At 72.5% G+C, this 26,018-nt stretch carries 28 protein-coding genes; 13 read left to right on the top strand and 15 right to left on the bottom strand.

Translation table 11 applies throughout. The annotated features are described in order from the left end of the window. Positions 1-9 precede the first annotated feature (9 nt). A complete protein-coding gene (locus ACFYYF_RS25250) occupies positions 10-417 on the bottom strand; it encodes a rodlin (protein WP_361683641.1) in 408 nt (135 codons plus the stop codon). A gap of 203 nt (positions 418-620) precedes the next feature. Then, positions 621-1,031 (bottom strand): rodlin, encoded by a 411-nt coding sequence (locus ACFYYF_RS25245; protein ID WP_388779434.1) that lies wholly within the window; start codon positions 1,029-1,031, stop codon positions 621-623. Positions 1,032-1,282: 251 nt separating this feature from the next. On the opposite strand from ACFYYF_RS25245, the gene ACFYYF_RS25240 reads away from it, so the two are divergent. The 4 genes from ACFYYF_RS25240 to ACFYYF_RS25225 all read left to right on the top strand — a co-directional run bounded on the left by ACFYYF_RS25240 (position 1,283) and on the right by ACFYYF_RS25225 (position 5,796). Continuing rightward, positions 1,283-1,696 carry a rodlin gene (locus ACFYYF_RS25240; protein ID WP_365484229.1) on the top strand — a complete coding sequence of 138 codons (414 nt, stop codon included), beginning with the start codon at positions 1,283-1,285 and terminating at the stop codon, positions 1,694-1,696. Between the two features lie 314 nt (positions 1,697-2,010). Then, complete coding sequence (locus ACFYYF_RS25235; RefSeq protein WP_361683647.1) at positions 2,011-2,268, top strand: chaplin; 258 nt, start codon at positions 2,011-2,013, stop codon at positions 2,266-2,268. Between the two features lie 106 nt (positions 2,269-2,374). Next, positions 2,375-3,577, top strand: coding sequence for a chaplin (locus ACFYYF_RS25230; protein WP_388779430.1), 1,203 nt, complete (start codon positions 2,375-2,377; stop codon positions 3,575-3,577). A 335-nt stretch (positions 3,578-3,912) separates the two neighbouring features. Further along, positions 3,913-5,796 carry a glycosyl hydrolase gene (locus ACFYYF_RS25225; RefSeq protein ID WP_388779427.1) on the top strand — a complete coding sequence of 628 codons (1,884 nt, stop codon included), beginning with the start codon at positions 3,913-3,915 and terminating at the stop codon, positions 5,794-5,796. A gap of 23 nt (positions 5,797-5,819) precedes the next feature. Here ACFYYF_RS25225 and ACFYYF_RS25220 read toward each other — a convergent pair whose 3' ends face one another. From ACFYYF_RS25220 to ACFYYF_RS25180, 9 genes are all read right to left on the bottom strand, one after another. After that, positions 5,820-6,950, bottom strand: a complete 1,131-nt coding sequence (locus tag ACFYYF_RS25220) for a GNAT family N-acetyltransferase (RefSeq protein WP_388779424.1) — start codon at positions 6,948-6,950, stop codon at positions 5,820-5,822. After that, complete coding sequence (locus ACFYYF_RS25215) at positions 6,947-7,603, bottom strand: lipopolysaccharide biosynthesis protein (RefSeq protein WP_361683655.1); 657 nt, start codon at positions 7,601-7,603, stop codon at positions 6,947-6,949. Before ACFYYF_RS25215 ends, ACFYYF_RS25220 begins: the two co-directional genes overlap by 4 nt. Positions 7,604-7,619: 16 nt before the next feature. Further along, positions 7,620-8,732, bottom strand: coding sequence for a glycosyltransferase (locus tag ACFYYF_RS25210; protein ID WP_388779420.1), 1,113 nt, complete (start codon positions 8,730-8,732; stop codon positions 7,620-7,622). Continuing rightward, positions 8,729-9,493 carry a polysaccharide deacetylase family protein gene (locus tag ACFYYF_RS25205; protein WP_388779417.1) on the bottom strand — a complete coding sequence of 255 codons (765 nt, stop codon included), beginning with the start codon at positions 9,491-9,493 and terminating at the stop codon, positions 8,729-8,731. The genes ACFYYF_RS25210 and ACFYYF_RS25205 overlap by 4 nt, the downstream gene beginning before the upstream one ends. Continuing rightward, on the bottom strand, positions 9,477-11,066 hold the full coding sequence (murJ, locus tag ACFYYF_RS25200; RefSeq protein WP_388779414.1) for a murein biosynthesis integral membrane protein MurJ: 1,590 nt from the start codon (positions 11,064-11,066) through the stop codon (positions 9,477-9,479). Before murJ ends, ACFYYF_RS25205 begins: the two co-directional genes overlap by 17 nt. A gap of 626 nt (positions 11,067-11,692) precedes the next feature. Beyond that, entirely contained in the window at positions 11,693-13,141 is a 1,449-nt protein-coding gene (locus ACFYYF_RS25195; RefSeq protein WP_388779412.1) for an O-antigen ligase family protein, read from the bottom strand. 4 nt (positions 13,142-13,145) lie between these two features. Next, positions 13,146-14,582 carry an exopolysaccharide biosynthesis polyprenyl glycosylphosphotransferase gene (locus ACFYYF_RS25190; protein ID WP_388779409.1) on the bottom strand — a complete coding sequence of 479 codons (1,437 nt, stop codon included), beginning with the start codon at positions 14,580-14,582 and terminating at the stop codon, positions 13,146-13,148. Beyond that, on the bottom strand, positions 14,579-15,778 hold the full coding sequence (locus ACFYYF_RS25185; protein WP_388779406.1) for a glycosyltransferase family 4 protein: 1,200 nt from the start codon (positions 15,776-15,778) through the stop codon (positions 14,579-14,581). Before ACFYYF_RS25185 ends, ACFYYF_RS25190 begins: the two co-directional genes overlap by 4 nt. Positions 15,779-15,818: 40 nt before the next feature. Then, positions 15,819-16,070, bottom strand: coding sequence for a hypothetical protein (locus ACFYYF_RS25180; protein ID WP_388779972.1), 252 nt, complete (start codon positions 16,068-16,070; stop codon positions 15,819-15,821). Between the two features lie 325 nt (positions 16,071-16,395). Between ACFYYF_RS25180 and chpG the strand changes: the two genes are divergently transcribed. From chpG to ACFYYF_RS25145, 7 genes are all read left to right on the top strand, one after another. After that, on the top strand, positions 16,396-16,635 hold the full coding sequence (chpG, locus tag ACFYYF_RS25175; protein WP_339129423.1) for a chaplin ChpG: 240 nt from the start codon (positions 16,396-16,398) through the stop codon (positions 16,633-16,635). 184 nt (positions 16,636-16,819) lie between these two features. Next, entirely contained in the window at positions 16,820-17,122 is a 303-nt protein-coding gene (locus ACFYYF_RS25170) for a hypothetical protein (protein WP_361683668.1), read from the top strand. Between the two features lie 98 nt (positions 17,123-17,220). After that, complete coding sequence (locus tag ACFYYF_RS25165; protein ID WP_388779948.1) at positions 17,221-17,460, top strand: chaplin; 240 nt, start codon at positions 17,221-17,223, stop codon at positions 17,458-17,460. 188 nt (positions 17,461-17,648) lie between these two features. Further along, positions 17,649-18,146, top strand: coding sequence for a DUF5949 family protein (locus ACFYYF_RS25160; RefSeq protein ID WP_388779402.1), 498 nt, complete (start codon positions 17,649-17,651; stop codon positions 18,144-18,146). Next, on the top strand, positions 18,146-18,775 hold the full coding sequence (locus tag ACFYYF_RS25155; protein WP_388779400.1) for a vitamin K epoxide reductase family protein: 630 nt from the start codon (positions 18,146-18,148) through the stop codon (positions 18,773-18,775). The genes ACFYYF_RS25160 and ACFYYF_RS25155 overlap by 1 nt, the downstream gene beginning before the upstream one ends. Before the next feature lie 195 nt (positions 18,776-18,970). Beyond that, positions 18,971-19,528, top strand: a complete 558-nt coding sequence (locus tag ACFYYF_RS25150) for a tyrosinase family oxidase copper chaperone (RefSeq protein ID WP_388779946.1) — start codon at positions 18,971-18,973, stop codon at positions 19,526-19,528. After that, positions 19,512-20,378: a tyrosinase family protein gene (locus ACFYYF_RS25145; protein WP_361683676.1), complete on the top strand. Its 867-nt coding sequence runs from the start codon at positions 19,512-19,514 to the stop codon at positions 20,376-20,378. Before ACFYYF_RS25150 ends, ACFYYF_RS25145 begins: the two co-directional genes overlap by 17 nt. Positions 20,379-20,471: 93 nt before the next feature. On the opposite strand, the gene ACFYYF_RS25140 is transcribed toward ACFYYF_RS25145, so the two are convergent. Beyond that, the gene (locus ACFYYF_RS25140; protein WP_361683678.1) at positions 20,472-20,780 is read right to left on the bottom strand and encodes a chaplin; all 309 of its coding nucleotides are present in this window, start codon (positions 20,778-20,780) and stop codon (positions 20,472-20,474) included. A gap of 216 nt (positions 20,781-20,996) precedes the next feature. Continuing rightward, positions 20,997-21,956, bottom strand: coding sequence for a D-2-hydroxyacid dehydrogenase family protein (locus tag ACFYYF_RS25135; RefSeq protein ID WP_388779397.1), 960 nt, complete (start codon positions 21,954-21,956; stop codon positions 20,997-20,999). Between the two features lie 126 nt (positions 21,957-22,082). On the opposite strand from ACFYYF_RS25135, the gene ACFYYF_RS25130 reads away from it, so the two are divergent. Both ACFYYF_RS25130 and ACFYYF_RS25125 read left to right on the top strand, forming a co-directional pair. Further along, positions 22,083-22,670: a hypothetical protein gene (locus ACFYYF_RS25130; protein WP_388779944.1), complete on the top strand. Its 588-nt coding sequence runs from the start codon at positions 22,083-22,085 to the stop codon at positions 22,668-22,670. Between the two features lie 30 nt (positions 22,671-22,700). Then, entirely contained in the window at positions 22,701-23,477 is a 777-nt protein-coding gene (locus tag ACFYYF_RS25125) for a YcnI family protein (RefSeq protein ID WP_388779394.1), read from the top strand. Positions 23,478-23,739: 262 nt separating this feature from the next. Here ACFYYF_RS25125 and ACFYYF_RS25120 read toward each other — a convergent pair whose 3' ends face one another. Both ACFYYF_RS25120 and ACFYYF_RS25115 read right to left on the bottom strand, forming a co-directional pair. Beyond that, on the bottom strand, positions 23,740-25,158 hold the full coding sequence (locus ACFYYF_RS25120; RefSeq protein WP_388779392.1) for a Cys-Gln thioester bond-forming surface protein: 1,419 nt from the start codon (positions 25,156-25,158) through the stop codon (positions 23,740-23,742). Positions 25,159-25,416: 258 nt separating this feature from the next. Beyond that, entirely contained in the window at positions 25,417-25,884 is a 468-nt protein-coding gene (locus tag ACFYYF_RS25115) for a single-stranded DNA-binding protein (RefSeq protein WP_388779389.1), read from the bottom strand. Between the last annotated feature and the right edge of the window lie 134 nt (positions 25,885-26,018).

The following is a 26,018-nucleotide window of genomic DNA, read 5'->3' as shown; positions in this document are numbered from 1 at the left end:
CGGAGGCGGTCAGCTGCCGACCGCGCCGTTGCCCGAGAGGACCGGGATGTTGTCCAGGATGTGCGACAGCGGCTCGTCGCCCTTGGCCTGGGTGGAGTTCTCGGTGCACTGCTGGTTCTGCGGGGCCGAGAGGATCGGGACGTCCTGGACGCCGATCTGCGCCAGACCGGCGATGTTCTGGACGTTGAGCTTGGCGGGCAGGCCGACGCAGGGCTTGTTCAGCGAGCCCTGGACCAGGGAGAGCTGCGGGCTCATGTCACCGAAGGTGGCCTGGTTGCCGTACTTCTGGACGGCTCCGTTGCCGTTGACGGTGGTGACACCGTCGTCGTTGCCGATGGCCAGCGCCTGCGGAGCGGTGGCGGCGGAGACGCCGGCGAGGGAGGCGGCGATGACCGCGGTCGCCCAGAGCTTCTTCATGTTCGTATTGCCCTTTCGGAGAGCGGACTCCGAGCGGAGCCGCGCCATGATCAACAGTGCTGCGGATGGTGTGGTTGCGGGGTGTCCCCCGAATGGCCCGCGGTGCGCCCGGGGCCGGTACTCGCCGCCGCTGCCGTCGTGGAGGTGGCAGCGGCAGCGGGCCGCCGGAACAGCCGGCGGCCCGCTGTGCGCGGCGGTGGAGATCAGCTGCCGAGCGCGCCGTTGCCCGAGAGGACCGGGATGTTGTCCAGGATGTGCGACAGCGGCTCGTCGCCCTTGGCCTGGGTGGAGTTCTCGGTGCACTGCTGGTTCTGCGGGGCGGACAGGATCGGCACGTCCTGGAGACCGATCTGCGCAGCGCCGAGCACGTTCTGGGCGTTGATCTTGGCCGGCAGGCCGATGCAGGGCTTGTTCAGCGAGCCCTGGATGAGCGCCATCTGCGGGCTCATGTTGCCGTACGTGGCCTGGTTGCCGTAGATCTGCGAGGCGGCGTTGCCGTTGACGGTGGTGACACCGTCGTCGTTGCCGATGGCCAGCGCCTGGGGCGCGGCGGCAGCGCTGGCTCCGACGACGGAAGCGGCGAGCGCCGCAGCAGCCATAACCTTCTTGATCACTTGCTGATCCCTTCTGGAGAAACCCCGTCCACCGGAGCGACCTGGACAACTGACCCCGGCCCGCATGGTTGCTCCGGTTCACCCCAATGGCCCATGTGAACGGCGTGGCGGGTAAATCCTCAGGCCATGGGTCGCGTGAATTCCGGAGCGTTCCGCGATCCGTTCGGGTGACGACGTGCAACCAATCGCGCCGGATTCGGTTGAGGTGGCAGCAGGAATGCGCTTCACCAGCAGAAAAGGAACCCGGAGAAATGTTCAAGAAGGCAATGGCCATGGCCGCGGTCGCGGTTTCCGTCGTCGGTGTCTCGGCGGCGGCCGCCCCGCAGGCGCTGGCCATCGGCAACGACGACGGTGTCACCACGGTGAACGGGAACGGTGCCGCGCAGGCGTACGGCAACGCCCTGACCAAGGGTGACCAGAGCCCCCAGCTCTCGCTGGTCCAGGGCTCGCTGAACAAGCCCTGCATCGGCCTGCCCGCCAAGGTCAACGTCCAGAACGTGCTCGGCGTGCTGGCGCAGGCCGGTCTCCAGGACGTTCCGGTCCTGTCCGCCCCGCAGAACCAGCAGTGCACCGAGAACTCCACCCAGGCCAAGGGCGACGAGCCGCTGTCGCACATCCTGGACAACATCCCGGTCCTCTCGGGCAACGGCGCGCTCGGCAGCTGACGTCCGTCCGGGGCCCGGGCCGCACGTCGCGTTCAGGCGGGCGGCCCGGGCCTCCGGCGCACCTTCTCGTCGTATATATGAATTCCGTTTCTGTCGTGTTGACATTCCCGCTCCGGGCGAAACGCTTCTCCTTCGGGAGGAGCGTTTCTCCTGTTGTGAAGCCTGTGTGTCCATTCCGGGCGGGGCGATTCGAGTGAATTCCCCATGGGCGTACGTTTCGCAGTTTCTTCGGCGGCCCGTCCCTCGTTCACAGCGTGCAGGTCATGATGCGAGCCGCCCCAGTGCGCTCGCTCGGTTTCGGCCGACAAAGGGGCATGACCGCAGAGAAGGGAAAGCACGTGAAGCTCAGGAAGAGCACTTCCGTCGTCATCGGCGCGATCATGGCTCTGGGCATGGCTGCCCCGGCCTTCGCGGACTCGGGCGCCGAGGGTCTGGCCGCCAACTCTCCCGGTGTCCTCTCGGGCAACGTGATCCAGGTCCCGATCCACATCCCCGTCAACGTGTGCGGCAACTCGGTCAACGTGCTCGCGCTGCTGAACCCGACGGCGGGCAACGTCTGCGCCAACGGCTGACGTTTCGGCACTTCAGCCGCCTCCGGCTGTGCCACGGCCGGCCTTGGACCGCCTCGCGGACCCCAAGGCCGGCTTCCTCACTTCTCCCAGCAGGAAGACAACAAGAGTGCGACAGAACCTGAGTAGGGGAGTGGTCCTGGCCGCGGCTGCGACAGGCATCATGTCCCTGTACGCCAGTCCGGCCTTCGCGGACTCCACCACGACCGCGACCGCTTCGGACTCACCCGGCGTGGGGTCGGGAAACAACGTCCAGGTTCCGGTGAACGTGCCGCTGAACATCTGCGGCAACACGGTCGACGTCGTCGCCGCCCTCAACCCGGCGTTCGGCAACTCCTGCGCCAACGGCCCGGTTTCGCCGGGCAGGCACGCGGCGCCGCACGTCCCCGCCCAGCACGGCGCCGGCTCCGCGCACCACCCGGGACGCGGTGCCACCGACCACACGCGCGGCCAGGGCGTCCAGCCCGGTGGTCACCCCGTCGGGCACCCGGTGGGTCACCCCGTGGGTCACCCCGCCGGGCACCCCGGCAAGGGCGGTCACGGCGCTCAGCACGACGGCTACGGCGGCGGCTACGGCGGTGAGCGCGGTGGTCAGGGTGGCTACGGTGGCGAGCACCGTGGCCAGGGCGGTTACGGCGATGAGCACCGTGACCAGGGGGGTTACGGCGGTGAGCACCGTGACCAGGGGGGTTACGGCCGTGAGCGCGGTGGCTACGGCGACTCGGGGTACGGCGACTCCCGCCACGGTCACTCCGGTTACGGAGACTCGGGGTACGGCGACTCCCGCCAGGGTCACTCCGGGCACGCGAGCCCCGGCCACCGTGACTCGGCCGCCCACCACGGCGGTTGGAGCGGCGCCTCGGCGCACGGCACGGCGCACGGTTCGCCCGGCGTCCTGTCCGGTGACCAGGCCGCGGCTCCGGTGGACGTCCCGGTCGAGCTCTGCGGCAACACCCTGGACGTGGTCGGCCTGCTGAACCCCGTGTTCGGCAACTCGTGCGCCCACCACCACGCGCCGCACGGCCACCCGACGACCCCGCACCACTGCACCCCCCCGGCGCCGCCCCGGCACACTCCCCCGCGGACCGTTCCGCAGCCGCCGAAGCACCGCACCCCGCACACGCCCGTCGTGCACACCCCGCCCGTGAAGGTCCACGAGCAGCCGCCCGCCCCGCCCGCGGTGCCGCACACCCCGCCCACGCTGGCGGAGACCGGCAGCGAGGGAATGCTCGCCAACGGCGCGATCAGCGCGGCGCTGCTGGTCGGCGGCGCCCTGCTGTACCGGCGCAGCCGGGCGATGTCCCGCCCGTGACACCCCGCTCCGGGTGCCGTTCGCGCTCGCGCGCCCGGCACCCGGAGCCGCCCGCGCGGGGACCCGAACCCCGTGGCCGCGACGGCACGGCGGCCTCCGGACGGACCAGTACGGCGGGCCGGGATGCCCGGGCGGCCACTTGGCGCAACACCGCGGCGACGTCCGCGGGGGACTTCCTCGCAAAGGGCGAGGAGCGCCTCGACCTGGCGAGTCACCCCTGAGAGTGGTCATCGGAACGCCCGACCGGAAGCCCGGTTGGCTGAATGAACATACGTGTGACTGAGTGTCAGTCATCGGAAAGGAAAATCCGAGGATCAACAGGGAGAGGAGCAGCCATGGCCCCACAGCAGCAGCGGCCCCGGAGCGGAAAGCTGGCGTTCATCGCGGCCGGCATCGTCATGTCGGTCGCCCTCGCGTCCGGTCCGGTGTACGCGGTGGGTGCCGGGGCGGTGCGGACGGTCGACCCGCCGGCTCCGAAACCCGCGGCGGCGCAGCCGCCCGTGAACTCCTCGGCCGGCGAAGGCGCCCCGGCCGCCGGCGCCAACCCGGCCGCGAACCCGGCCGCGAACCCGGCCGCGAACCCGGCCGCGAACCCGGCCGCGAACCCGGCCGCGAACCCGGCCGCGAACCAGGTCGCGGCCCCGGCGTCGACGCCCACCGGTCCGGCGGACCCGGCGGCCACCGCTTCCGCGAAGCCCGTCCCGGGCGGCGCGAACCCGGCGCGGCCCGCCCAGCAGGGCACCGCCGCGCTGTCGGCCTTCGGCGCCTACCTCGACTACGGACCCGAGGGCGTCGCCCGTATCGCGCAGCTCAGCCGGTGGCTCGGCGGCACCGAACTGCGGGTCGGACACACGTATCTGCCCGGCGACCGCTGGAGCAACATCGAGGGCGCGCCCGGATTCCTGGACGCCTGGGCGGACTGGCGGCGCCGTCAGGACGACCGGATGCTCGTCCTGAACGTCCCGATGATGGAGCGCAACGAGGAGGGCCTGTCCGACGACGAGGTCCGCCTGCTGCTGCGCGAGGCCGCGACGGGCGCCTTCGACCATCACTTCCGCGCGCTCGCCGAGCGGCTGGTCGAGCTCAAGGCGTCCGACACCGTCATCGTGCTCGGCTGGGAGATGAACGGCATCACGTACACCCACCGCTGCGGGCCCGATCCCGAGGCGTGGAAGACGTACTGGAACAGGATCGTCACCGCCATGCGGTCGGTGCCGGGGCAGCGGTTCCGCTTCGACTTCGCCCCGAACCGGGGGCGGGACGCGATCCCCTGGACCGAGTGCTATCCCGGTGACGACACGGTCGACATCATCGGCATGGACGCGTACGACCAGCCGTCGGGACTGTCGTTCGACCAGCAGGTGACGGAGCCGTACGGGCTTCAGGAGCAGGTGGACTTCGCCAAGGCCCACGGCAAGGCGATCTCCTATCCGGAGTGGGGCCTCTACCGCAACGGCGACAACGCGACGTACATGAAGGACATGCTCGCCTGGATGGACGAGCACAAGCCGCTGTACAACACGCTCACCGACTACTGCCCGCACGGCGTGTGGCAGTGCCAGGACAACCCGCTGGCGGCCCAGGCCTACCGGGCCGCGCTGTCCCACCTCGCGGATGCGCCGACCACCGCTCCGGCGCCGACCCCGGCCGCCGAACCGGCGGCGACACCGACGTCCGCGGCCTCCGAACCGGTCCAGAGCCCGGAGCAGACCCCGGATCAGAACCAGGCCCAGCCCCCGGCGGCGACGCCGACGTCCGAACCGGCTTCGATGCCGACGCCCGAGCCCGCCTCCACGCCGAAGCCGGCCCCGACGTCGGAGCCGGCCGCCACACCCGAGCCGGTCTCCACACCGACGCCGACGTCCGAACCGGCTTCGAACCCGACCCCGGTCAAGACGCCGACGTCCAAGCCGAAGCCGAAGCCGACCCCGGTCAAGACGCCCACCTCCGAGCCGAAGCCGCTCCCCGTCGGGACGCCGACGTCCAAGCCGGTCCCGACGCCCGCCAAGACACCGGTTCCCGAGCCGGTGGCCACCCCGGCCCCGACCCCGCCCCCGGCACGCGAGCCCGTCCCGGACACGGCACCGGACCGGTCCACCTGCTCGTCACTGGAACTCGGTGACTGGGTGGAGTACTGGCTCGGCGACAAGCCGTGCGTGCGCCTCGACTGGCCGTCGGACCAGTGGTGGTCGGGCGACTGGTGGTCGAGCGGCTGGTGACCCCCCCGGTGGCGGCGGGCCGGTCAGGGCCCGTCGCCACCGCGTTCCTTCCAGCTCCGCAGCAGCTCCTTGCCCCGCCGGCGCGCGGCGACGTCGCAGACGACCGCCGACATCAGCGGCGCCGTGCGCCGACGGGCCAGCAGCAGCCGCTGGTTGACGACCGTGTCCGGGCGCCAGTGGTGCTTGTACGGCTCGTCGCCGCGCAGCAGGCTCAGCGTCCCGCGGTCACCGCCCTCGGTGTGCCGGGAGCAGGCGTCGAGCAGCATCACCGCCACGTCGGCTTTGCGTTCGCGCAACCGCGGATGGGCGCCGTACAGATATCCGCCCGCGAGACGCCGGGACAGCAGGGTGAGGTCCACGGCCATCACGGCTCCGTCGAGCCGGAACTCGGTGACCACCGCGTCCCCGGACCGCACCATCGGGCCCACCGAGCGGACCAGATGCTCGGAGAACCGTTCGTGAAGGTGCTCGGACGTCACCTTCCGGCCCTCCCACTGCAACCGGTGCAGTTCGAGCAGCCGGCCGAGGGCCGCGTCCACCTCGTCGTGACCCACCACCCGTCGTTCGACGCCGAGCGCGGCGAGTTTGCGCAGCTTGGCCCGGACGCGCTGGGCCTTGGACGAGGGGAGCCGGCCGACGAGCTCGTCCATCGAGGTGGCCGGAAGCTCCAGACACAGGGAGTCCCCGACCTGGCGGCGCGGCCCGCGCCAGTGCTCGTAGACCCGCTCGACCGCCCCACCGGGGCGGACCTCCCGGAAGTCGATCAGCGCGGTGCGGGCCGCGGCCGACAGTCCCTCGGCGAGCAGGGCCGCCGCGCGGTCGGCGTGCTCGTCGTCGAGGAGCACGTCCGCGTAGTCGGAGATCGGCCCGCCGAGCGGCACGAGCGCCGGCAGCCGGCGGCGGGCCCGCATCAGAGGTGCGACCGCGAGCAGTTCACCGCCCTCGCGCACGACCACCAGACGCAGTCGCCCAGGCGTCCCGTACGACTGCCACCAGGAATGCAGCCAGGCATGGCTCTGGAATGCGGTGGCGGCGCCGCACCGGCGGTACAGGCGTCCCCACGCGGCCGCCAGTGCGGCGAACTCCGCCTCCTCGGTGACGAGTTCGGCCCGCGCGGTGTCACGTACCCCGGCCCGGAGTGCCGTCGCGCTCACCGCTGGCCGTGCACGTCGGCGGCGGTGGCGGGACTGGGCACCGAGGCCGGGCGGGCCGGATCGGCGGACCGCCGGGGCCGGACCAGCAGCACGAGCCCGCCGAGCAGTCCGCCCGCGCTCGCCCCGACCAGGCCCGTCACCGTCGGGGACGGCGAGGACGCCGAAGCCGGCTTCACCGCGCGGGAGAACGACAGGAGCTGGACGTGGGTGCTCTTCTGGCTCGCGTTGGCGTGCTGGGTCAGGGAACGGGTGACGGCGTTGGCCATGTCGGCCGCCTGGTCGGGGTGCTGCGAGGTGGCGGAGACCGCGACCATCGGGGCGTCCGGGGAGGTCGCCGTCCGCACGCTAGCCTCCAGCGTCTTCACCGGCACACCGGCCCACACCTGCGCGTCCCCGAGCACCGCGAGCTGCGTGGCGACCCGGCCGTAGGCCTGGGCGAAGCCGAGCGCGGCCGAGGGATCGCCCTTGTCCGTCGGGACGGCGATGACATAGCTCGTCGCCGTGTAGGTCGGCGGCTTCACCACGCCGTACGCGCCGCCGATCACGCCGCCGAGCACGGCCGTGGCCGCGAGCAGCGACCACGCCGGCACGCGCCTCGTCCGGGAAGGGGCCGAACCCCAGGAACGGTGGTCCCTGGTGAGGTTTTCGGACATGTGGAACTCACTCCAGTCAGGTGCGCGAGACAGCGGCCGCGTACACGTCCATGAGCTGTGCGGCGCTGCGGGTGATGCAGTAGTGGTGGGCCGCCTCCGGGGCCGAGCGGGGGGCGGGTCCCCGGGCCCGGAGGCCGGTCAGCGCGCGGGCGAAGGACTCCGCGCCGCCCGCGACCCGGGTGGCGCCGCGGGCCGCCGAGGGCGGCAGGTCCTCGACGGCCGGGCAGGAGACGTACAGCACCGGAAGTCCGGCCGCCAGCGCCTCCACGACGGCCAGCCCGAAGGCCTCCTCGGCGCTGGGCGAGGCGAGGACGTCCATGGCCCCGGTCAGCGACGGCAGATCCTCGCCGGGGGAGCCGCCCGCGGGGCGCTCTCCGGCGAACAGCACCCGGTCCGCGACCCCGGAGCGGTGTGCGGCGCGCCGCAGCGCGCTCTCCTCGGGGCCGCCGCCGACCAGCAGCAGACGGCAGTCGCCGGGCAGTTCGGCCAGCGCGCGGACCAGGACGTCGAACCGCTTGCCCGGCGCGAGCCGGCCGACGCCGCCGATCACGTACGCGTCCTCCGGGAGCCCGAGCCGGCGGCGGGTGCGTTCGCGCAGGTCCGGGTCGAAGCGGAAGCGGGAGATGTCGACGCCGTTCGGCACGACCTCGATGCGCGGTGCGGGCACACCCCAGCGGCGCAGCCGTTCGGCGACCGTGGGCGAGACGGCGACGGTGGCGCGCCCGAGCCGTTCGCTGGCCAGATACAGGGCGCGCACGCCCGAGCCGAGCCGGCGGCCCTCCATCTGCGAGTCGCCGAGGGAGTGTTCGGTGGCCACGACCGCGCGCACCCCGGCCAGCCGGGCGGCGAGCCTGCCGTACACGCAGGCGCGGTAGAGGTGGGTGTGCACGAGGTCGTAGCGGCCCGCGCGGATCACCTTCACCAGGCGGGGGAGGGCGGCGAGGTCGCGGTTGCCGGACATGCCGAGATGGACGACGCGCACCCCGTCGGCGGTGAGTCCGTCGGCGACGGGGCCCGGGTTGGTGAGCGTCACGACGTCGCAGGCGACGGGCAGGTGACGCAGCAGCAGCCGCAGTTGCTGCTCCGCTCCGCCGATCCCGAGGCCGGTGATGATGTGCAGCGCCTTCACCGGCCCGCCTCGACCGGGCGGCGGCGCAGCCGGTGCAGCCGGTGCTTCAGGAACAGGCGTACGGAGGTGTCGTTCTCGCCGATGTGCACACGCGGGAGGGCGTACGGGCCGGTCAGCGGGCCGGGGTCGATCGCGCAGCCGTAGCCGTATCCGGCGTCGCGGACGGCGTCGACGACCCGGCGGTCGAGCGTCCCGTACGGATAGCAGAAGCCGTCGACGTGAGCGCCGATCAACTCCGAGAGCACCGCTCTGCTCTCGGCGATCTCGGCGCGCAGCACGGTGTCGTCGGCCTTCGTCAGGTCGACGTGGGTGAGTCCGTGCGAGCCGACCTCCATGCCCTCGGAGGCGGCGGTGAGCCGGATGCCCTGCTTGCCCAGCAGCGGCTTGCGGGGGCCCAGCGGATCCCAGGCGTTGTCGCCGTCGAGCCGGCCCGGCAGCACGAACAGAGTGGCGCCGAATCCGTGGCGCCGGAGGAGGGGCAGGGCGGTCTCGACGAAGTCGGCGTACCCGTCGTCGAAGGTCAGGCCCACCAGATCGCGCCCCTGGCCGCGGGCGCGGGCCGCGAGCAGGTCCGCGACGCACACGCCGCGCAGACCGTGCCGGCTCATCCAGCGGAACTGCTGGTCCAGGCGGCCGGGGGAGACCGTGATGCGGTACGGATCGTCGGAGCAGTCCCCGACGGAGTGGTACATCGCCACCCAGGGCGGCGCGTCGAGGGCGTTCGTACCGGTACGTCTGCTGCTGTCAGCGGAAACGGGCATGGGAGACCCTTCGTGTGACGGAACGGAGTGCGGAGGCGAACCCCTCGACCCGGAAGGCCCAGGCCAGCAGGGCGAAGACGACGGTCACGACCGTGCCGCCGACGACGAGTCCGAGCAGCGGCGAGTCCACGCCGCTCGCGCACAGACCACCGGTGACCGCCGCGGTCAGGGCGGCCCGCAGCGGTTTGCCGATCTCGGAGATCACCGCGCGGGTGCGGATCGGCACACTGCGCGGGCCCATGCCGTACAGCAGGAGCACGGCGGTGAGCGTGATGCCGGCCGCGTTGGCCGCGGCGATCCCGCGGACCCCGAAGGGGCCCACGGCCAGGACACCGGTCCAGCAGGTCGCGACGATCCCCACGGTCATCGCGAACAGCGGGTACCAGGTCGGCCGCCCCGAGCAGAAGTACGAGCGCACGAGCGCGCCGACCAGGGTGTGTCCGAGCAGCCCGAGCGCGTACACCCGCATGACCGTCGCGGTCGCCGCGGTGTCCTGGGCCGTGAACGCGCCCCGCTGGAAGAGCAGGTGGATGATCTGCGGGGCGCAGGCCACGACCACCGCCGTACCGAGGAGCACCGTGCAGGCGACGAGCGTCAGATCGCGCTCCACCCGGTCGCGGGCCCGCTCGGTGTCGCCCTCGGCGATGGCCTGCGCGACCACCGGGAAGGTGACCGTGCAGAGCATCAGCGAGAGCACCATCGGCATCTGGGCCACCTTCTGGGCGTAGTTCAGATGCGAGATGGCCCCGGCGGGCAGCGAGGAAGCCAGGAAACGCTCGATGAGGACCTGGGACTGCCGGCACAGCGCGAACAGCAGGACCGTGCCGACGAGGGTCAGGTCCATCGGGCGGGCCGGCTTGTCGTCCGGGGTTCCGGCCGTCGGCCGCCCGCGCCGGAGCCGGCGCCACAGCGACGGTGCCTGCACCACGACCATGAGCCCGCCGCCGACCGCGACACCGAGCGCCGCCGACCGGACGCCGTAGCGCGCGCCGAGCACGAACATCACCGTGATGATCCCGGCGTTGTACGCCATGTAGATCGCCGCCGGTGCCACGAAGCGGCGGTGCGCCCGCAGGGCCGCGCTGCAGTACCCGGCGAGCCCGAAGGAGAACACGCAGGTCGCGGTCAGCCGGGTGCAGTCCACCGCGAGCCGGGGATCGGGCAGGCCGGGCGCCAGCGCCTCGACCAGGTACGGCGCCCCGGCGATCAGCAGCGCGCCGACGGCCGCGAAGGCGAGCGTCAGCCGGGGCAGGGTGGCGGCGACCAGCGCGCGTACGGGGTCACCGGCGGCTCCCCGGGCGCGGCGGGTCACGGCCACGCTGAACGCCGGGATCAGCACGAAGGCCAGCCCGTCCTCGATCAGCAGGGTCGCCGCGAACTCCGGCACCGTCCAGGCGACGAGGAACGCGTCCGTGTCCGACCCGGCCCCGAACAGATGCGCCAGCGCCTGGTCCCGTCCGAGACCGAGCAGGGCTCCGGCGATCGAGAGCGCGACGGTGACGAGGGCCGCCTTGGCGAGGAACCGGTTGGACGCCGCCTCGGGCTGCTCCCCGCCTCCCCGCGAACCGGGCACCCGCCCACCCGGCGTCGGGGCGTCCACCCGTGGGCCGGGGCCGGCTGCCGAGTCCGTCGCCGAGCCCTGGCCCGCCCCGGCACCCGTTGCCGAGCCGCGCCTCGTTGCCGAGCCAGAGCCAGAGCCAGAGCCAGAGCCAGAGCCAGAGCCAGAGCCAGAGCCAGAGCCAGAGCCAGAGCCAGAGCCCGAGCCCCATGCCGCGCCGGGGCCGGCTGCCGACTCTGTCGCCGGGCCTGGGCCGGAACCGGCTGCCGGGCCGGACCCGGAGCCGGTTGTCGAGCCCGAGCCCCATGCCGCGCCGGAGCCGGCTGCCGAGTCCGTCGCCGGGCCTGGGCCTGAACTCGTCGCCGAGCGGGAGCCCGTGACGGAGCCGATGCCGGAGGACAAGTCCGTTGCCGGGCCCGGGCCGGAACTGGCCGCCGAGCGGGAGCCCTTTGGCGACCCGGGGCCGGGGCCCGTTGCCGCGCCCGTCGCCCTGCTTGTGTCCGCACCCGTGTCCATCCGCGCCCCCGCAGTCACACCCACACTCGCGCCCGTCCCCGCGCCGGCCCCCGTGCCCGCTTCCGTGTTCGTCCCGGGGGCCGGGTCGGTGTCCGGGGGCTCGCCCGCCCTGGGTGGTGTCACCGTCATCGCGCCGCGGCCTCTTCCCGTACGGCGGGGGACTGCTTCGCCGCCCCGGGGCCGGGCCTCGCCGACGGGTCCATCAGTGCCCACCAGCCGATGACGCCGAGGACGACGGCCGTCAGGACCGTGGAGGGGCCGCCGATGTCCGCGTACACGAAGTCGACCAGCTGCCAGACGAGCAGCCCGCACGCGACGAGCGCGCAGTCCGTGCCGGGCGGGGTCCGGCCGACGGTGCGGCCGGACTCGCCGGTGAGGCCGGATTCCGCCGTGAGGCCGGATCCCGCTTCCTCCCGTGCCGCGCGGCGCACGCGGACGAGCCCGCGCAGCGCGCCCACCAGCAGCACCAGCCAGCCGCCCGCCAGGGCGAGCAGCCCGAGAAGACCCTGCTCGCTGAGCACCAGGAGGTACATGTTGTGCGGTGAGAGCAGCGCCTGCTTGTGGAAGGCGGCGCCCGCGCCCGCGATGTCGCTGCCCGAGGACAGCGCCAGCGAGGCATGACCGTCCCGGTACTCGGGGAAGCCCTTCAGCCCGACGCCCGTCAGCGGGTGCTCGCGCCACATGTCGGTGGCGGCCGCCCACATCGTGTACCGGTCGGTCACCGACTGGTCCGGCGCGTCGGCGACCTGCGTGATGCTGGTGACGCGCTCCTGGAGCATCGCGCTGCCGAACCCCAGCCCGCCCACCAGGATCACCCCGGCCGCGGCCAGCACCGCGACCGTCCGCACCGCGCGCCGCGGTCCCGCCAGCACCAGCTGCGCGCCGCAGGCCACGGCCGTGGCGATCCAGGCGCCCCGGCTGAACGAGAGTGCCAGCGGCGGCAGGAGGGCCAGCGCGCACACCACGGCGACCGCGCGCCGCCGCGCCTCACCCGCTCCCAGGGCCAGCGCCACCGCGCACACCACCCCGAACGCGACCACCGTCGCCATGCCCATCACGTCGGTCGGCCCGAAGGTACCCACCGCCCGGACGTCCTCGCCCTGGTACGAGGCGCCGGTCCCGGTGACGTACTGCCTAACCCCGACCGCCCCCTGCCAGAGCGCCAGCGCGACGAACGACCAGGCCAGCAGCCTGAGGTCGCGCCGGTCACGGACGAGCAGCAGGACCGCGGCCGGCACCAGCACGAAGATCTGCAGATACCGGGTGAGACCGGTGATCCCCGCCCCCGGGTCCGCCGCCCCGGCCGCCGAGACCGAGATGCCGACCACGGGAAGCCCGAGGACCAGGGCGGCGGTCGCGGACAGGGGGCGCCGCCGGGTCCGTACGAGACGCACCACGCAGCAGAGCACCACGAGACCCGACATGGCGTCCGCGATGTTCGCGCCCCCCTCGCCGCTCGGCGCGATCGGCAGCCCGAGCAGCGCGATCACCGCGACGACGGGCAGCACGGGCAGCGCGCTCCGCAGGGCGGCGGTCACGCTGTCCAGGGGGGTGACGGGCAGGGCCTGGCTCACGGGCTCAGCTCCCCGTCGGGCGCACCAGCGCCGCGGCCGTGCGCAGGAGGATGCAGATGTCCTGCCACATCGACCAGTTGTCGATGTACGCGTTGTCGAAGCGGCACCTGTCCTCGATCGAGGTGTCGCCGCGCAGCCCGTGCACCTGGGCGAGTCCGGTGATGCCGGTCTGCATCCGGTGCCGGGCCGCGTAACCGGGGTAGGTCTGGCTGAACTTGGCGACGAAGTAGGGACGTTCGGGACGCGGGCCGACCAGGCTCATGTCGCCCCGCAGGACGTTCAGGAGCTGGAGCAGCTCGTCGAGCGAGGTGCGCCGCAGGAAGTGGCAGAAGCGGGTCATCTCCCGCTCGCCCGCCACGCTCCAGCGGGTCGCGGCCTCATGCGCGTCGACCGGTCGGTGGGTGCGGAACTTCAGCAGCGTGAACGGCCGTCCGTCCTTGCCGATGCGCTCCTGCCGGAACACCACACCGGGCCCGTCGGTCAGCCGCAGGACGGCCGCGAACACCAGCAGCAGCGGACTGACGAGCAGCAGCAGCGCGCCGGAGACGGCGACGTCGAGGAACCGCTTCCCGAAGCCGGCGCGCCGTCCGCCGACGGACAGGGGGCGGCAGGCGAAGCCGGCCAGCGTGTGCCTGCCCGCGCGGTCGTACGACGGCGAGTCCGGGTCGACCTCCCACAGCTCGCAGCCCGCGAGGGCCAGCGCCCGCAGCATCGGCCCGCGCCGGCTCGGCGGTTCCACCACCAGCGCGGCGCGCACGCCGTTCTGGATGAGCGCCCGCTGCACCTCCTCGCCGGTGGTGAGCACCGGCAGGACGTCGAGGCCGGTCGGCCGGTCGGCGACGACACCGACCGGCCGCACCCCGCAGTCCGGGTGGCGCAGGAAGGCCGCGGCCACCCGCTGGGCCGTCCCGGCGGGACCGATCACCAGAGCGGCGGCGGGGTGCCGCGCGAGAGCCCGGCGGCGCCGCCAGTGCACCGTGGCGCGGCCGGTGAGGCTGATCAGCGCCTGCGTGGCGCATCCCAGCAGCAACGTCCGGGCGGCGAGCGCCCGGTCCGGGGCGAACGCGGCGAGGGCGGCGGCCAGGGCGCACCAGGTGACCGCGATCCGGGCGCAGACGGCGGGCAGTTCGTCGAGCAGGGCGGGCTGCGGCGCGGCCCGGTACAGGGAGGCCCGCGCGTTCAGTAACACCACCCCGAGCAGCAGGGCGACGACGGCCGAGGGGTGCCGCTGGGTCTCCGTGAGGATCTGTCCGGCCGTCAGCGCGGCGACGGCGTCCACGGCGGCCAGTGGCAGCCAGGAGGCGCGCCGGGCCGCGCGCCGCTGTCCGGGCGGGACTCTGAAACCGCCGCCGGGCTCGCGCGACGACATGACCGAGAGGGTCGAGAATCCGTACTCCCGGGGCTGTCCGCCGGGGGAGGGAACGGTGCTTTCCGCAGTCACGAGTGGATGGACTCCCTGCACTCGGTGTGGTCCGCGCACATGACGCCCCCGGCGTGCTGCGGCTGTCGCCCGGTCAGTAGTTCGCGGTACACATCCGCGACCGCGTCGGCCGTGAGCCGTACGTCGTGCGTGCTCAGTACGTGGTGGCGTCCCCGCCGGCCGAGCGACGCGCGCAGCGGGGCATCGGCGAGCAGTGCCGTGATCGCCTCCGCCAGCGGCGCCGGTTCCGGCGAGGCCACCAGGGAGTGGGTGTCGTGTCCCGGCGGCAGGCTCTCGCGGGCGCCGTCCACGTCCGTCATGACGACCGGACGGCCGCAGGCCATGGCCTCCAGCGGAGCCAGCGCCATGCCTTCCCAGCGGGACGGCAGCACGACCAGGTCGGCGGCCTGGTACCAGGGCACCGCGTCGGCGGCGGCGCCGGCGAACAGCACGTCACGCGGTGCCGCGGCGCGCAGCCGTGCCGCGTCCGGCCCGTCCCCGACGAGCACGAGCCGCGCCGCGGGCACCCGCCGCAGCACCGAGGGCCAGGCGTCGAGCAGGATGTCCTGCCCCTTCTGCCGGCACAGCCGTCCCACGCACACCACCAGCGGAGCCGTCCGGTCGACCCCGGCGAGCAGCGGCATCCCGGCCCGTACGGTGCCGGCGGCTGCGGGGCGGAAACGCTCGGGGTCGACGCCGTTGGGGATCACCTTCCACGGGGCGCGCACTCCGGCTCGTACGCCGGTGGTGCGCTCCGCCTCGCTGACGCACACCACCCGGGCCGCCCAGCGGGCACCCCACCGCTCCCAGCGCAGCGCGAGCGCCGCGGTGGCACCGTCGACGGCCTCGAACGACCAGGCGTGCGGCTGGAACACCGTCGGCACCCGGCCGCGCAGCGCGAGCCGGGCCGCGAGTCCCGCCTTCGCGCTGTGCGCGTGCACCACGTCGGGCCGCACACGGGCCAGCACCCGGCCGAGCCGGCGCACCTCCTGGGCGAGCTGCGGTCCCGGTGCCCGCGTCGCGTGCCAGGGCCGGACGTCCGCGCCGAGCGCCCGCACCTCGCGGGCGAAGCCGTTGCCGTCCGGGCAGGCGACGGTCACCCGGGTTCCGGCGGCGATCTGGGCGCCGACGAGGTCGGTGACCACGCGGGCGACGCCGCCGTCGACCGGCTGCGTGACATGAAGGACCCGCGGCGGAGGGTCTGTTGGCAGATGCATGCGCGGTTCCTTGCTCACGGGCGGCGCGCCGGGGCGCGCGTCACTGCTTCGCGTCGACGGCGGCGAACAGTGCTCCGACCCAGGCCGCGTCCCGCTGCGAAACGATCCGGAAGGCCAACTGGTCACCCCCGCCACGGATCTCCTTGCCGGGATCGAGGGCGGCCGTGTCCGGGAGCAGGGGGTACTTCGCGGAACTGGGGCGGCCGAAAGGGGAGTTGCCGGCCGGGAAGGTGGCGGGGGCGGAGCGGCCCACGGCCGCGCGGCGCAGCGGCAGGCCCGGGGAGGTTCGCATGACCGGTGGTGCCCTTTCGGGGAAAAGGTTCTGGACCCAGCGGACGGACGGAAAATCCGAGCATCAGATGAATCTGAGCGTGCGCTTCGGCTCCCCGCGAGCCGCCGGCGCCCCTCGGCGCCCGCTTCCGGACGCCCTCGGAGAGCCCGACTCTAGCCGGTGTCCCGATTTATCAGTGAAAGCGGCCATGTGTGTCGGATTGGTGAAGCCCGCTCGTCCGGGACATCACTCCTTTGGAGGCACAACCCGCGTGAAGGCCGCGCGTTGAATCCAGAGCCGGGCATCCCGCCCGGATGTTGTGTCGATTTCCAAGGAGCACTTCTCCATGTCGCGTATCGCGAAGGGCCTGGCCCTGACCTCCGTTGCCGCTGCCGCCGTGGCCGGCACCGCCGGTATCGCCGCCGCCGACAGCGGCGCGCACGGCGCGGCCGCCCACTCCCCGGGCGTCCTGTCGGGCAACGTCCTGCAGGTTCCCGTTCACATCCCGGTCAACGTCTGCGGCAACACCGTCAACGTCATCGGCCTGCTGAACCCCGCGTTCGGGAACACCTGCGTCAACGGCTGACGTCATTGCGGACCCTTCTGGCCGGCCGCTCTCCCGAAAGGGAGGGCGGCCGGTCCGCGTTGCGGCCCGCGGTGGCGGTCCGGGATTTTTCCGCACGCGGAGTTTCCGTCGCGTTCGGGGCTCGTTAGGCAGCGCACAGAGAAATTCCCTCCGGCGGCGATCCGCCGCCGATGAAAGGAACACGATGAAGTCCCTCAAGGCCGCCGCTGCAGTCGCCGGGTCCCTGGTCGTCGCCGGTGCGGCCGCGCCCGCGTTCGCCGCCGGAGCCTCCGACCTCACGCCCTCCAGCCTCAACGGCGCCCTGGAGACCCTGACCAGCCAGCGTTCGCTGAGCGCGCAGGACGTCCTTCCCCTGCAGCACCAGTCGAACGCCCTCGACACCGAGAACAAGGACTCCGTGCTGAGCGGCGTGAACGGCGCGACGAAGAAGCTCAACACGACCGCCTCCCCGGCGCAGCTTCTCGGCGGACTTCCCCTTCAGGGTTAGTCGTATCCGTTGGTCCTATCCCTTGCGTGCGTGTCTTCCGTAAGGGCCGCAGGCATTTCTCTAGGCTCTGGAGAAAATCTCCGATGAAAGGGTTCGCAATGAACACCGCGAAGAAGGCCGCTCTCGTTTTCGCCGCCGCCGGAATGGCCGCGGGTGCCGCCGCGGGCAGCGCCGCCGCGGACTCCGGTGCCGAGGGTGCCGCGGTCAATTCCCCGGGTGTCCTGTCGGGCAACGTCCTGCAGGTTCCCGTTCACATCCCGGTCAACGTCTGCGGCAACACCGTCAATGTCGTCGGTCTGCTGAACCCCGCGTTCGGGAACACCTGCGTCAACGGCTGACACCGTACGGCCGATATGGCGGGAAGGGCCGATTCCCCGGGCGCGGAATCGGCCCTTCGCGCTGTGCTGAACCGGCCCTTCGCGCTGTTCGAGCCGCGTACCTCGTTCGTGTGGTCACACCCCCGGACGTCCCCCGGTCGGGTGATTTCCGGGCGGAACCCGAACGGGCGCATCGATAAGGTTCCGCGGTGACCTCAACCTCAAGCGAAATGAGCCCTCTTCGGGCCGCCGATCTCGGCACGCTCGCCGTCATGGCATTCAGCGGAGAAGCCCCCGACGGCGACATGCCCTATCTCCTCGCCTACTCGCTGGGAGACGGCGACGGGGGTCCCGAAGGATCCGCGGCGGCCGTCCGGCAGCTTCTCGCCGAGAACGGACTGCCCGTCGGCGACACGCTCATCGACGGATCGCGGCAGCCGAGCCTGCCCCTCACCCTGCTCGTCGAGGCGGGCCAGGCCGTCGTGAGCATGCCGCACCTCAACGCCCAGTGCGTCGCACCGCCGGAGTGGCTCGCGGCGGTCGGTGAACGCGGCTACGCCTACTTCCTGTTCGCCACCCGCGCCTGGCCCGTGGCCCGGCCCGGCCAACCCGTCGCACCCGAGGACCTGACGGCCTTCGCGGGCGACGAGGAGACCCTGCTCAGCGCGTCCCACGTGCTGCTTCCCGCGCGCAGGCTGCGCGGCTGATGACGGCCGCCGCGGGGCGGGGGACGGGCGGCGGCGACGGCGCGCGGGGGCACACCGCCGGCAGCAGCCGCGCCCTCGCCGTGCTGCTGGTGATCACCGGGGCGGCCGGTCTCCTCGCCGCGTGGGTCATCACCATCGACAAGTTCAAGCTGCTGGAGAACCCGGCCTTCGTCCCGGGGTGCAGCCTGAACCCGGTGGTGTCCTGCGGCAGCGTCATGAAGAGCGAGCAGGCGTCGGCCTTCGGGTTCCCCAACCCGATGCTGGGCCTGGTGACGTACAGCGTGGTGATCTGTGTCGGCATGAGTCTGCTGGCCGGCGCGCGATTTCCCGGGTGGTACTGGCTGACCTTCAACGCGGGCACTTTGTTCGGCGTCGGATTCGTGAGCTGGCTCCAGTTCCAGTCGTTCTACCGGATCAACGCGCTGTGTCTGTGGTGCTGCCTGGCCTGGGTCGCCACGGTCATCATGTTCTGGTACGTCACGTCCTTCAACGTGCGGAACGAATTCCTGCCGGCCCCGGAATGGCTGAAGGTATTCCTCGCGGAGTTCACCTGGGTTCTCCCGGCGCTGCACATCGGCGTCATCGGAATGCTGATCCTCACTCGTTGGTGGGATTTCTGGACGGGCTGAATCTCCCTATCGGACGACTAATGGGTCCGTCCGGGAAATATCCGGCTGATGACGTTCCCGGAATCGTTGTGCGGTACGGACGCCGAACCGCAGATTCCGGAGCAGGCCGGGGCCTCCTGGCTGCTGCGCCGGGCTTCCTGGAACCGACCGCAACAGCATGAATTCGTCGAGGAGAGAAGCATGTTCGCGAGCTGGATGCCGCGCAGAGTACCGAGGCGCGGGCGGGAGGGCCGAGTGGCCGACGCCGCGGCGCCCGGACGCGGGAGGGGCCGGGTGGCGGGCGGACTCGCGCTGACCCGGCGCGGCGCGATGCGGGGACTGCTCGTGTCGGCCGTCGGCGTGGCGCTGGCCCCCGTCGTCGCGGCGTCACGACCGCCGCGCCACCACTCCCGGGACCGCTCCTTCGACGAGGTGTACCGAGGGAGGCACATCCTCGGCACACGCGGCGGCTCGGACGGCCGGGCCGCGTTCGCCGGCGGCGAGTGGCAGGTCACGGTGGACGGCCGGCCGCTGCATCTGATGCGCCGCGCGGACGGCAGCTATCTGAGCATGGTGGACCACTACGAGTCGTATCCGACACCGCTGGCGGCGGCACGCGCGGCCGTGGACCAACTGGGCCCGTCCGAGCAGCTCAGGGGCATGGCGAGCACCCCGGGCGGGGCGGGCGGCGCGGCAGGCGCGGGCGGGCAGGGGATCGGCACACGCAACGGCGGTACGGAGGGGAGCGGCCACCACCATGGTGTACACGCGTAAGAACGTCAGCACCCTCACGAGCGCGGAACGGCGCCGCTTCGTGACCGCGATGCTTGAGGTCAAACGCCGGGGAGAGTACGACGAGTTCGTGCGCCGGCACATCGACTACTACGTCTCCGACGGCGACGGCGGGCTGCGCGCGGCCCACATGGCGCCCTCGTTCCTGCCCTGGCACCGGTGCTTCCTGCTGGACCTGGAGCAGGCGCTGCAGCGCGTGGACTCCGGAGTCAGCGTGCCGTACTGGGACTGGACGCGGGACCGCGCACCGTCCGCCGCGCCGTGGACCAAGGACCTGCTCGGCGGCAACGGACGGCCTTCGGACCGGCAGGTCATGACGGGGCCCTTCGCCTACGCGCACGGCAAGTGGACGATCAAGGAGAGCGTGACCGACGGCGCCTTCCTCACGCGTGAGTTCGGCCGCCCGCGCAAACCGATCCAACTGCCCACACGGGCCGCGCTGGACGCGGCCCTGGCCGACCCCGTCTACGACACGGCCCCCTACGACTCGACGACCAGGCGCGGCTTCCGGAACCGGCTGGAGGGGTGGGGGCACGGGACGGGGAACGCCACCTGGGAGAACCACAACCGCGTGCACCGCTGGGTCGGCGGACACATGCTCGGCGGTGCCTCCGTCAACGACCCCGCCTTCTGGCTGCACCACGCCTTCGTCGACCTCCAGTGGTCCCGCTGGCAGAAGAAGCACAGGGGAGCCCGCTATCTGCCCGAGCGCCCCCCGGGACCCCGCGACTCCCAGTACCGGCGCATCGTCGCCCGCCACGAGAAGATGGCCCCGTGGGGCGTGACGCCGGCCTCGATGGAGGACCACAGCCACATCTACCGGTACGCGTAGGGCCGGTTCCCGGTGCCACACGTACCGGGAAACGCGCGAGGCCCCCGGCGGTGACGTCCCGCCGGGGGCCTCGCGCGTGGCGGGCTACCGGGATCAGCTGCCGTAGCCGTGGGCCCCGTGGTGCTCCTTGACCTCGTGGTGCTTGTGCTTCTTGAGGTGGCCACCGTCGTTCACGCAGGTGTTGCCGAACGCCGGGTTCAGCAGGCCGACGATGTCGATCGTGTTGCCGCACACGTTGACCGGCACGTTGATCGGGGCCTGGATGACGTTGCCCGACAGGACACCGGGCGAGCCGACGGCCCCGCCCTGGGCGCCGGCGTCAGCCATGGCCATGCCGGCGCCGCTGAGGGCCACGGCACCCGTGCCCACGACGACTGCGGCGGCCTTCGCGATGCGAGACATCACGTACTCCTTAGACTCGACGAGTGCGATGGCTCGGACGCGATCGCACTTCCCCTTCAACGCGTCCGTCCACACCTGGTCACGGGCGTTCCACCAGGGGATCGTTGTTCGAACGGGGTACGCAGGGACGGCTGTTCGTCCGGACGGGACGGCCGGGGCGGTCGGGCGACGGAGCCGGGGATCCGCCGGGGTCGAGCGGGGACCGGGCGGGCGCGGTCAGCCGAGGCGGCGCAGCGGTGTGCCCGCCAGGAACGCCTGGATGTTCTCGACGGCCGCCCCGTAGTACGTCTCGTAGTTGGACTGCGACACATAGCCGAGGTGCGGCGTGGCCAGCAGGCGGGGGGCCGAGCGCATCGGATGACCGGCGGGCAGCGGCTCGGTGTCGAACACGTCGATGCCCGCCCCGGCGATGCGCCCCTCGTGCAGCGCGGCCAGCAGGGCCTCCTGGTCGACGATCGCCGAGCGCGAGGTGTTGACGAGGTAGGCGGTCGGTTTGAGGAGGGCCAGTTCCGCGGCACCGAGGAGCCCGCGGGTGCGCTCACCGAGCGCGAGGTGCACGGAGACGAAGTCGCTGTCCGCCAGCAGTTCCTCCTTGGAGGGCGCGAGCTCCACCCCCACCTCCTCGGCCCGCTCCGCGGTGAGGTTCTGGCTCCACGCGCCGACCCGCATGCCGAAGGCGAGCCCCACCTGGGCCACCCGGGCGCCGATCTTGCCCAGCCCGAGCAGGCCGAGCCGCCTTCCGTGCAGATCGGCCCCCACGGTGCTCTGCCAAGGTCCGCCCTCCCGCAGGGAGTTGCTCTCGGCGACGATTCCCCGCGCGAGCCCGAGCAGCAGCGCCCAGGTCAGCTCGACCGGAGGCGTCGAGGAACTCGGCGTTCCGCACACGGTCACCCCGTGCGCCTCCGCGGCGGCGTAGTCGATCACCGTGTTGCGCATCCCGGAGGCGATCAGCAGCCTCAGCCGCGGCAGCCGGGCCAGCAGGGACGCCTGGAAGGCCACGCGTTCGCGCAGCGTGACGACGATGTCGAAGTCCGCCAGCGCGGCCGCCAGCGCGTCCTCGTCACCGAAGTGCCGGTCGAAACCGGTGACTTCCACGGCGTCCGCGACGGGCGACCAGTCGGTGATCCGGGTCGCGACGCTCTGATAGTCGTCCAGCACGGCACAGCGAAGACGCATGTCAGGTCCCTTCAGGCTCAGCCGGACCCTACCCGAGCGACGACCGGGGGAGCCGGGCGGACCGTGACGCGGACCGCGGGGGAAGCCGCGACGGTCACCACCTCCCCATGGCAGTATCTGGGCACCATGAATGCGTCGCCGGCGGTACGGAGTCTGCGCGCCGCGGTGTTCGCCGTCCTGTGCGTGCTGCTGGCCGCCGGGGGACACGCGCTCGCCACCGGACAGGCGCCGCCGCTCCGGGCCGAGGGCGTGGGACTCCTCGCCGTCTTCGCCGCCGGCTGCGCGCTGGGCGGCCGCGAACGCTCCCTGTCCGGGATAGGCGGCGCCATGCTCGTCGCACAGACCGGACTCCACCTCGGCTTCGAGGCCGCCCGGCCGCGCATGGCGATGAACATGCACGGGATGCACATGGCGCACCCCGCCGCACACGCCCTGACGCCCCACGCCACGGCCGCGCATGTGGCCGCCGCTCTGCTGGCGACGTGGTGGCTGCGGCGCGGCGAGGCCGCCCTGTGGTCCCTGCTGCGCCGCGCCGTCACGCTCGTGCCGGGGCTCGCCGCCTGGTGGAGGACGAGGACGGGACCGCCCACGCTACGGCCGTACGAGGGCGTCGCGGGCCGGACACCCGCCGAACCGTGGCCGCTCGGCCGGGTGCTGCTGCGTCACGCCGTCTCGCGCCGGGGACCGCCGGCAGGGCTCGTCCCCACGCCCTGACCACGTTCCCCCTCAGTACGGAGTTCCCAGATGTCCTCGATCAGCACCACCCTGCGCCGCGCCGGCACCGTCGCCGCCCTCGCCGCCGCGGGCGTCCTGACCGCCGCGGGCGCGGCCTCCGCGCATGTGACGGTCCACCCGGAGAGCTATGCGAAGGGCGCCACGGACGGCCTCCTGAGCTTCCGTGTCCCCAACGAGGAGGACACCGCCAGCACCACCAAGGTCCAGATCTTCCTGCCCACCGACCACCCGGTCGTGGGCGTCCTGGTCACCCCGCAGGCGGGATGGACCGCGAAGGCGACGACCGTCAAGCTGAAGAAGCCGGTCAAGACGGACGACGGCACGATCACCGACGCGGTCTCCGAGATCACCTGGACCGGAGGCCGGATCCGCCACGGCGAGTTCCAGGACTTCCAGGTCGCCTTCGGCCAGCTCCCGGACGACGTCGACCAGTTGACCTTCAAGACGCTCCAGACCTACTCGGACGGCAAGGTGGTCCGCTGGATCGAGCAGCCGCAGAAGGGCGAGGAGGAGACGGAGAGCCCGGCTCCGGTGCTCGCCCTCACCGCCGGGGGCTCGGGCGAGGAGCCCGCCTCGGCCGGGACCGGGGCCTCCGGCTCCGACTCGTCGACGTCCTCCTCGTCGTCCTCGGCCGCAGAGGGGTCGGCCGCCAAGGAGTCGACCGCGAGCGCCGAGAGCAGTGACTCCACCGCACGCACCCTGGGCACCGCGGGCCTGATCGTCGGTGTTCTCGGCCTTCTCGCGGCCGCCTTCGCCCTCGTACGGGTCCGGAACGCCCGTTCCTAGCCCCCGTTCCCAGCCCTCTCTGTCACCGTCCCGTCGACTCCCGTCGGCGGGGCGGCCGATCTCTGCGGCCACCTCTTCCCTTGGGTGCCCATCGGCCTCGCTCGGTGTCCCCCGGCTCGCTCCGCCGGATGCCGAAGCCGGGCTGCGAGGTCGGACTGCGAGGTCGGACTGCGTGGTCGGACTGCGCAGTCGGACGCTCAAGCCGGGTTGCGAGAACGGGCTGTGAGGTCGGCGTCCGAGGTCGGATCGGGGTGCCGGCCTGTCAGACCCGCGGAGGCGTCTGCTTCCTGCCGAGGAGAACCATCACGGCGCCGCCGATCACGACGAGGCCGATGGCCGCGCCCGCGATGACCGGGGTCAGTCCGGAGCCGCCGGTCTCGGCGAGGTCGGTGCCCCCGCCGGAGCCTCCCACGGACGCCGGGCTCGGCTCGCTGAACGTCTGGGCCGAGATGTCGCTCGTGACGCCCTGGGTCTTGCAGTCCAGCACGCCCTTGAACCGCTTCCCGCCGGCGTCCGTGCCGTCGTCCGTGCCGCCGACCGTGAAGTCGTAGGCCTGGTCCTCCTGCAGCGGGATGGTGAGGGTCTCCGATATCCCCGGCGCGACCGTGTGCTCGTCACCCATCAGCTCGAAGGTGAACGGCGCGTCGCCCTTGTTCGCGGCGGTGATGTCCACACCGCCCTTGGCGCAGTTCTTCTGGGCGGACAGGGCGGGTATCGCACCCTTGGCCGCCCAGTTCGCGCTCGCCGTCGCGGAGACGGTGGACTCGCTGGAGCCGGCGAGGATCTGTGTCTGGCTGCGGGTCTCCGAGGTGAAGGCACGGCCGACCGGCACCGTCGTCGAGGCCTGCACGGTCAGCGCGGTGGAACCGTCCGCGCCGTCCTCGGGGACGTCGAAGAAGAGCCGGCTGCCGTTCGTGGCGGAGGTGACCGCCCTGCCGTCCCGGTCGACGACCTTCACACCGGCGGCGGCGATGCCCGACGGCGGGGTCACCGTCACGCTGCTCGCGTTGGTGTGCACCGTGACCGGGCCGAGCCGCTCACCGGGGTGGCCGGACACCGCGGCCGGGGTGAGCGTCAGCGAGGCCGCGGGCTCCGCCAGGTCCTGCGCGTTCTTCTCCAGGTAGTCCGCGAGCTTCTCCGCCTGCGGGTCCGCGGCGTCCACGTCGGCGCCGTCCGAGTACCGCCAGATCGCCACCTGGGTGCCGGCCGCCGCGTCCTGCTCGGTCAGGCCCGCGACACCGGCCTTCTCGGCCAGCGCCGCCAGGTCGTTCACCTGCGGGTAGGAGTTCTCGAGGATCCAGCGGATCCGGCCCGCGTCCTTGTTGCCGCTCAGCGACGTGCCGTTCCAGGAGGTCTCCTGATAACGGGCGTCCGGCTGGGTGGGGTTGTGGAGGTCGATGCAGTAGGTCTGCAGCATGCCGCCGTCGTCGACGGTCATCTCGAACAGTCCGGCCGAGACCCAGGAGTCCTCGCCGTTCTCGTGAACGATCGCCGAACCGTACGTCTTCAGGTCCCCGATGGTGGCGCTCGCCCCACCCTGGCTCTGCGGGATCTCGTCGGCGGCCGCCGTGCCGGCCGCGGCGATCGTGCCCGCGGCGGCGAACCCCCACACCAAGGCCGCAGCGGCGAGACGGGCGGCCCCTCGCCCGCGCGCTGACAACACAGAGAACGCAGAAGACACAGAATTCCCCTTCGCGCAGGACCCTTTGACATGGGGGACGGTCCCGCCAGCAGAATCAGAAGCCCCGAGAGCTGTGTTCGGCATCCTAAAGAAGCGGCGCAACGCTCCTCCCGGTCATGTCGTCCGACGGCCGATCTGACTCGGAATCGTTATCGCGATCAGTTTGGTGAGCTGCGCCTATCGACAAATCCATAAGGGCTGTTCGCCATGTATTTGTCGATAAGCCGCAGTTCGGTCAGATCGCGCCCCGCGCTGACATCACGTCACTCCGGCCGGTTCGGGGCGTGGTTGGGGCATGCCCTCCGAAGGAGTCTCCGGGGCCGATTCCCAACTCGGTTCGGGGCGCTGCGCCGCGACCGGCTCGCCCTCCCTGGCCGGACGCCGGAACGCCGACGTGCCGCGGGAGAGGTCGTGGCCGATCGCCACCGCCTCGATGTCCGCCGACGTCCAGCTCTGCCCGTCGCGCGTCTCGGTGCGCACCTTCAGCCTGCCCTGCACGATGACCGGATCACCCACCGACACCGAGGCCCCCACGTTCGTGGCGAGCGCGCGCTTGGCCCACACCGTGAAGAAGTTGGTGTGCCCGTCCGTCCATACGTTCTTCTCGCGGTCCCAGTAGCGCGAGGTCACCGCCAGCCGGAACCGCGCCGACGCGCCGTTCGCCAGGTCCCGGTACACGGGCTGTGTCGCCACGTTGCCCACCGCGCACACCATCGTCTCGTTCATCGTGAATCCCTCCCGTACGGATGCGTCTGCCGCGGCGATCGCATGCGCTGCGATCGCCGCGGGATCAGACTGCCTCCGCCGGGCCGGGCCCGCTGAGCGCTGTGGGCCGACGAACGGTTGTGGAAAACCGCGTC

Source organism: Streptomyces sp. NPDC001914 (assembly GCF_042891215.1).
Taxonomy (GTDB): domain Bacteria; phylum Actinomycetota; class Actinomycetes; order Streptomycetales; family Streptomycetaceae; genus Streptomyces.
The sequence above is the reverse complement of the archived record's forward strand: the minus strand, read 5'-3'. Positions and strand labels throughout refer to the sequence as shown.

Bases quoted from the DNA above. Each gene is read 5' to 3' on its own strand.
- ACFYYF_RS25235 (WP_361683647.1), top strand. From the start codon at position 2,011: ATGACCGCAGAGAAGGGAAAGCACGTGAAGCTCAGGAAGAGCACTTCC.
- ACFYYF_RS25250 (WP_361683641.1), bottom strand. From the start codon at position 417: ATGAAGAAGCTCTGGGCGACCGCGGTCATCGCCGCCTCCCTCGCCGGC.
- ACFYYF_RS25205 (WP_388779417.1), bottom strand. From the start codon at position 9,493: ATGCCCGTTTCCGCTGACAGCAGCAGACGTACCGGTACGAACGCCCTC.
- ACFYYF_RS25125 (WP_388779394.1), top strand. From the start codon at position 22,701: ATGTCCTCGATCAGCACCACCCTGCGCCGCGCCGGCACCGTCGCCGCC.
- ACFYYF_RS25225 (WP_388779427.1), top strand. From the start codon at position 3,913: ATGGCCCCACAGCAGCAGCGGCCCCGGAGCGGAAAGCTGGCGTTCATC.
- ACFYYF_RS25165 (WP_388779948.1), top strand. From the start codon at position 17,221: ATGAACACCGCGAAGAAGGCCGCTCTCGTTTTCGCCGCCGCCGGAATG.
- chpG (WP_339129423.1), top strand. From the start codon at position 16,396: ATGTCGCGTATCGCGAAGGGCCTGGCCCTGACCTCCGTTGCCGCTGCC.
- ACFYYF_RS25145 (WP_361683676.1), top strand. From the start codon at position 19,512: ATGGTGTACACGCGTAAGAACGTCAGCACCCTCACGAGCGCGGAACGG.
- ACFYYF_RS25215 (WP_361683655.1), bottom strand. From the start codon at position 7,603: ATGTCCGAAAACCTCACCAGGGACCACCGTTCCTGGGGTTCGGCCCCT.
- ACFYYF_RS25115 (WP_388779389.1), bottom strand. From the start codon at position 25,884: ATGAACGAGACGATGGTGTGCGCGGTGGGCAACGTGGCGACACAGCCC.
- ACFYYF_RS25150 (WP_388779946.1), top strand. From the start codon at position 18,971: ATGCCGCGCAGAGTACCGAGGCGCGGGCGGGAGGGCCGAGTGGCCGAC.
- ACFYYF_RS25170 (WP_361683668.1), top strand. From the start codon at position 16,820: ATGAAGTCCCTCAAGGCCGCCGCTGCAGTCGCCGGGTCCCTGGTCGTC.
- ACFYYF_RS25135 (WP_388779397.1), bottom strand. From the start codon at position 21,956: ATGCGTCTTCGCTGTGCCGTGCTGGACGACTATCAGAGCGTCGCGACC.
- ACFYYF_RS25140 (WP_361683678.1), bottom strand. From the start codon at position 20,780: ATGTCTCGCATCGCGAAGGCCGCCGCAGTCGTCGTGGGCACGGGTGCC.
- ACFYYF_RS25180 (WP_388779972.1), bottom strand. From the start codon at position 16,070: ATGCGAACCTCCCCGGGCCTGCCGCTGCGCCGCGCGGCCGTGGGCCGC.
- ACFYYF_RS25185 (WP_388779406.1), bottom strand. From the start codon at position 15,778: ATGCATCTGCCAACAGACCCTCCGCCGCGGGTCCTTCATGTCACGCAG.
- ACFYYF_RS25240 (WP_365484229.1), top strand. From the start codon at position 1,283: ATGTTCAAGAAGGCAATGGCCATGGCCGCGGTCGCGGTTTCCGTCGTC.
- ACFYYF_RS25130 (WP_388779944.1), top strand. From the start codon at position 22,083: ATGAATGCGTCGCCGGCGGTACGGAGTCTGCGCGCCGCGGTGTTCGCC.
- ACFYYF_RS25155 (WP_388779400.1), top strand. From the start codon at position 18,146: ATGACGGCCGCCGCGGGGCGGGGGACGGGCGGCGGCGACGGCGCGCGG.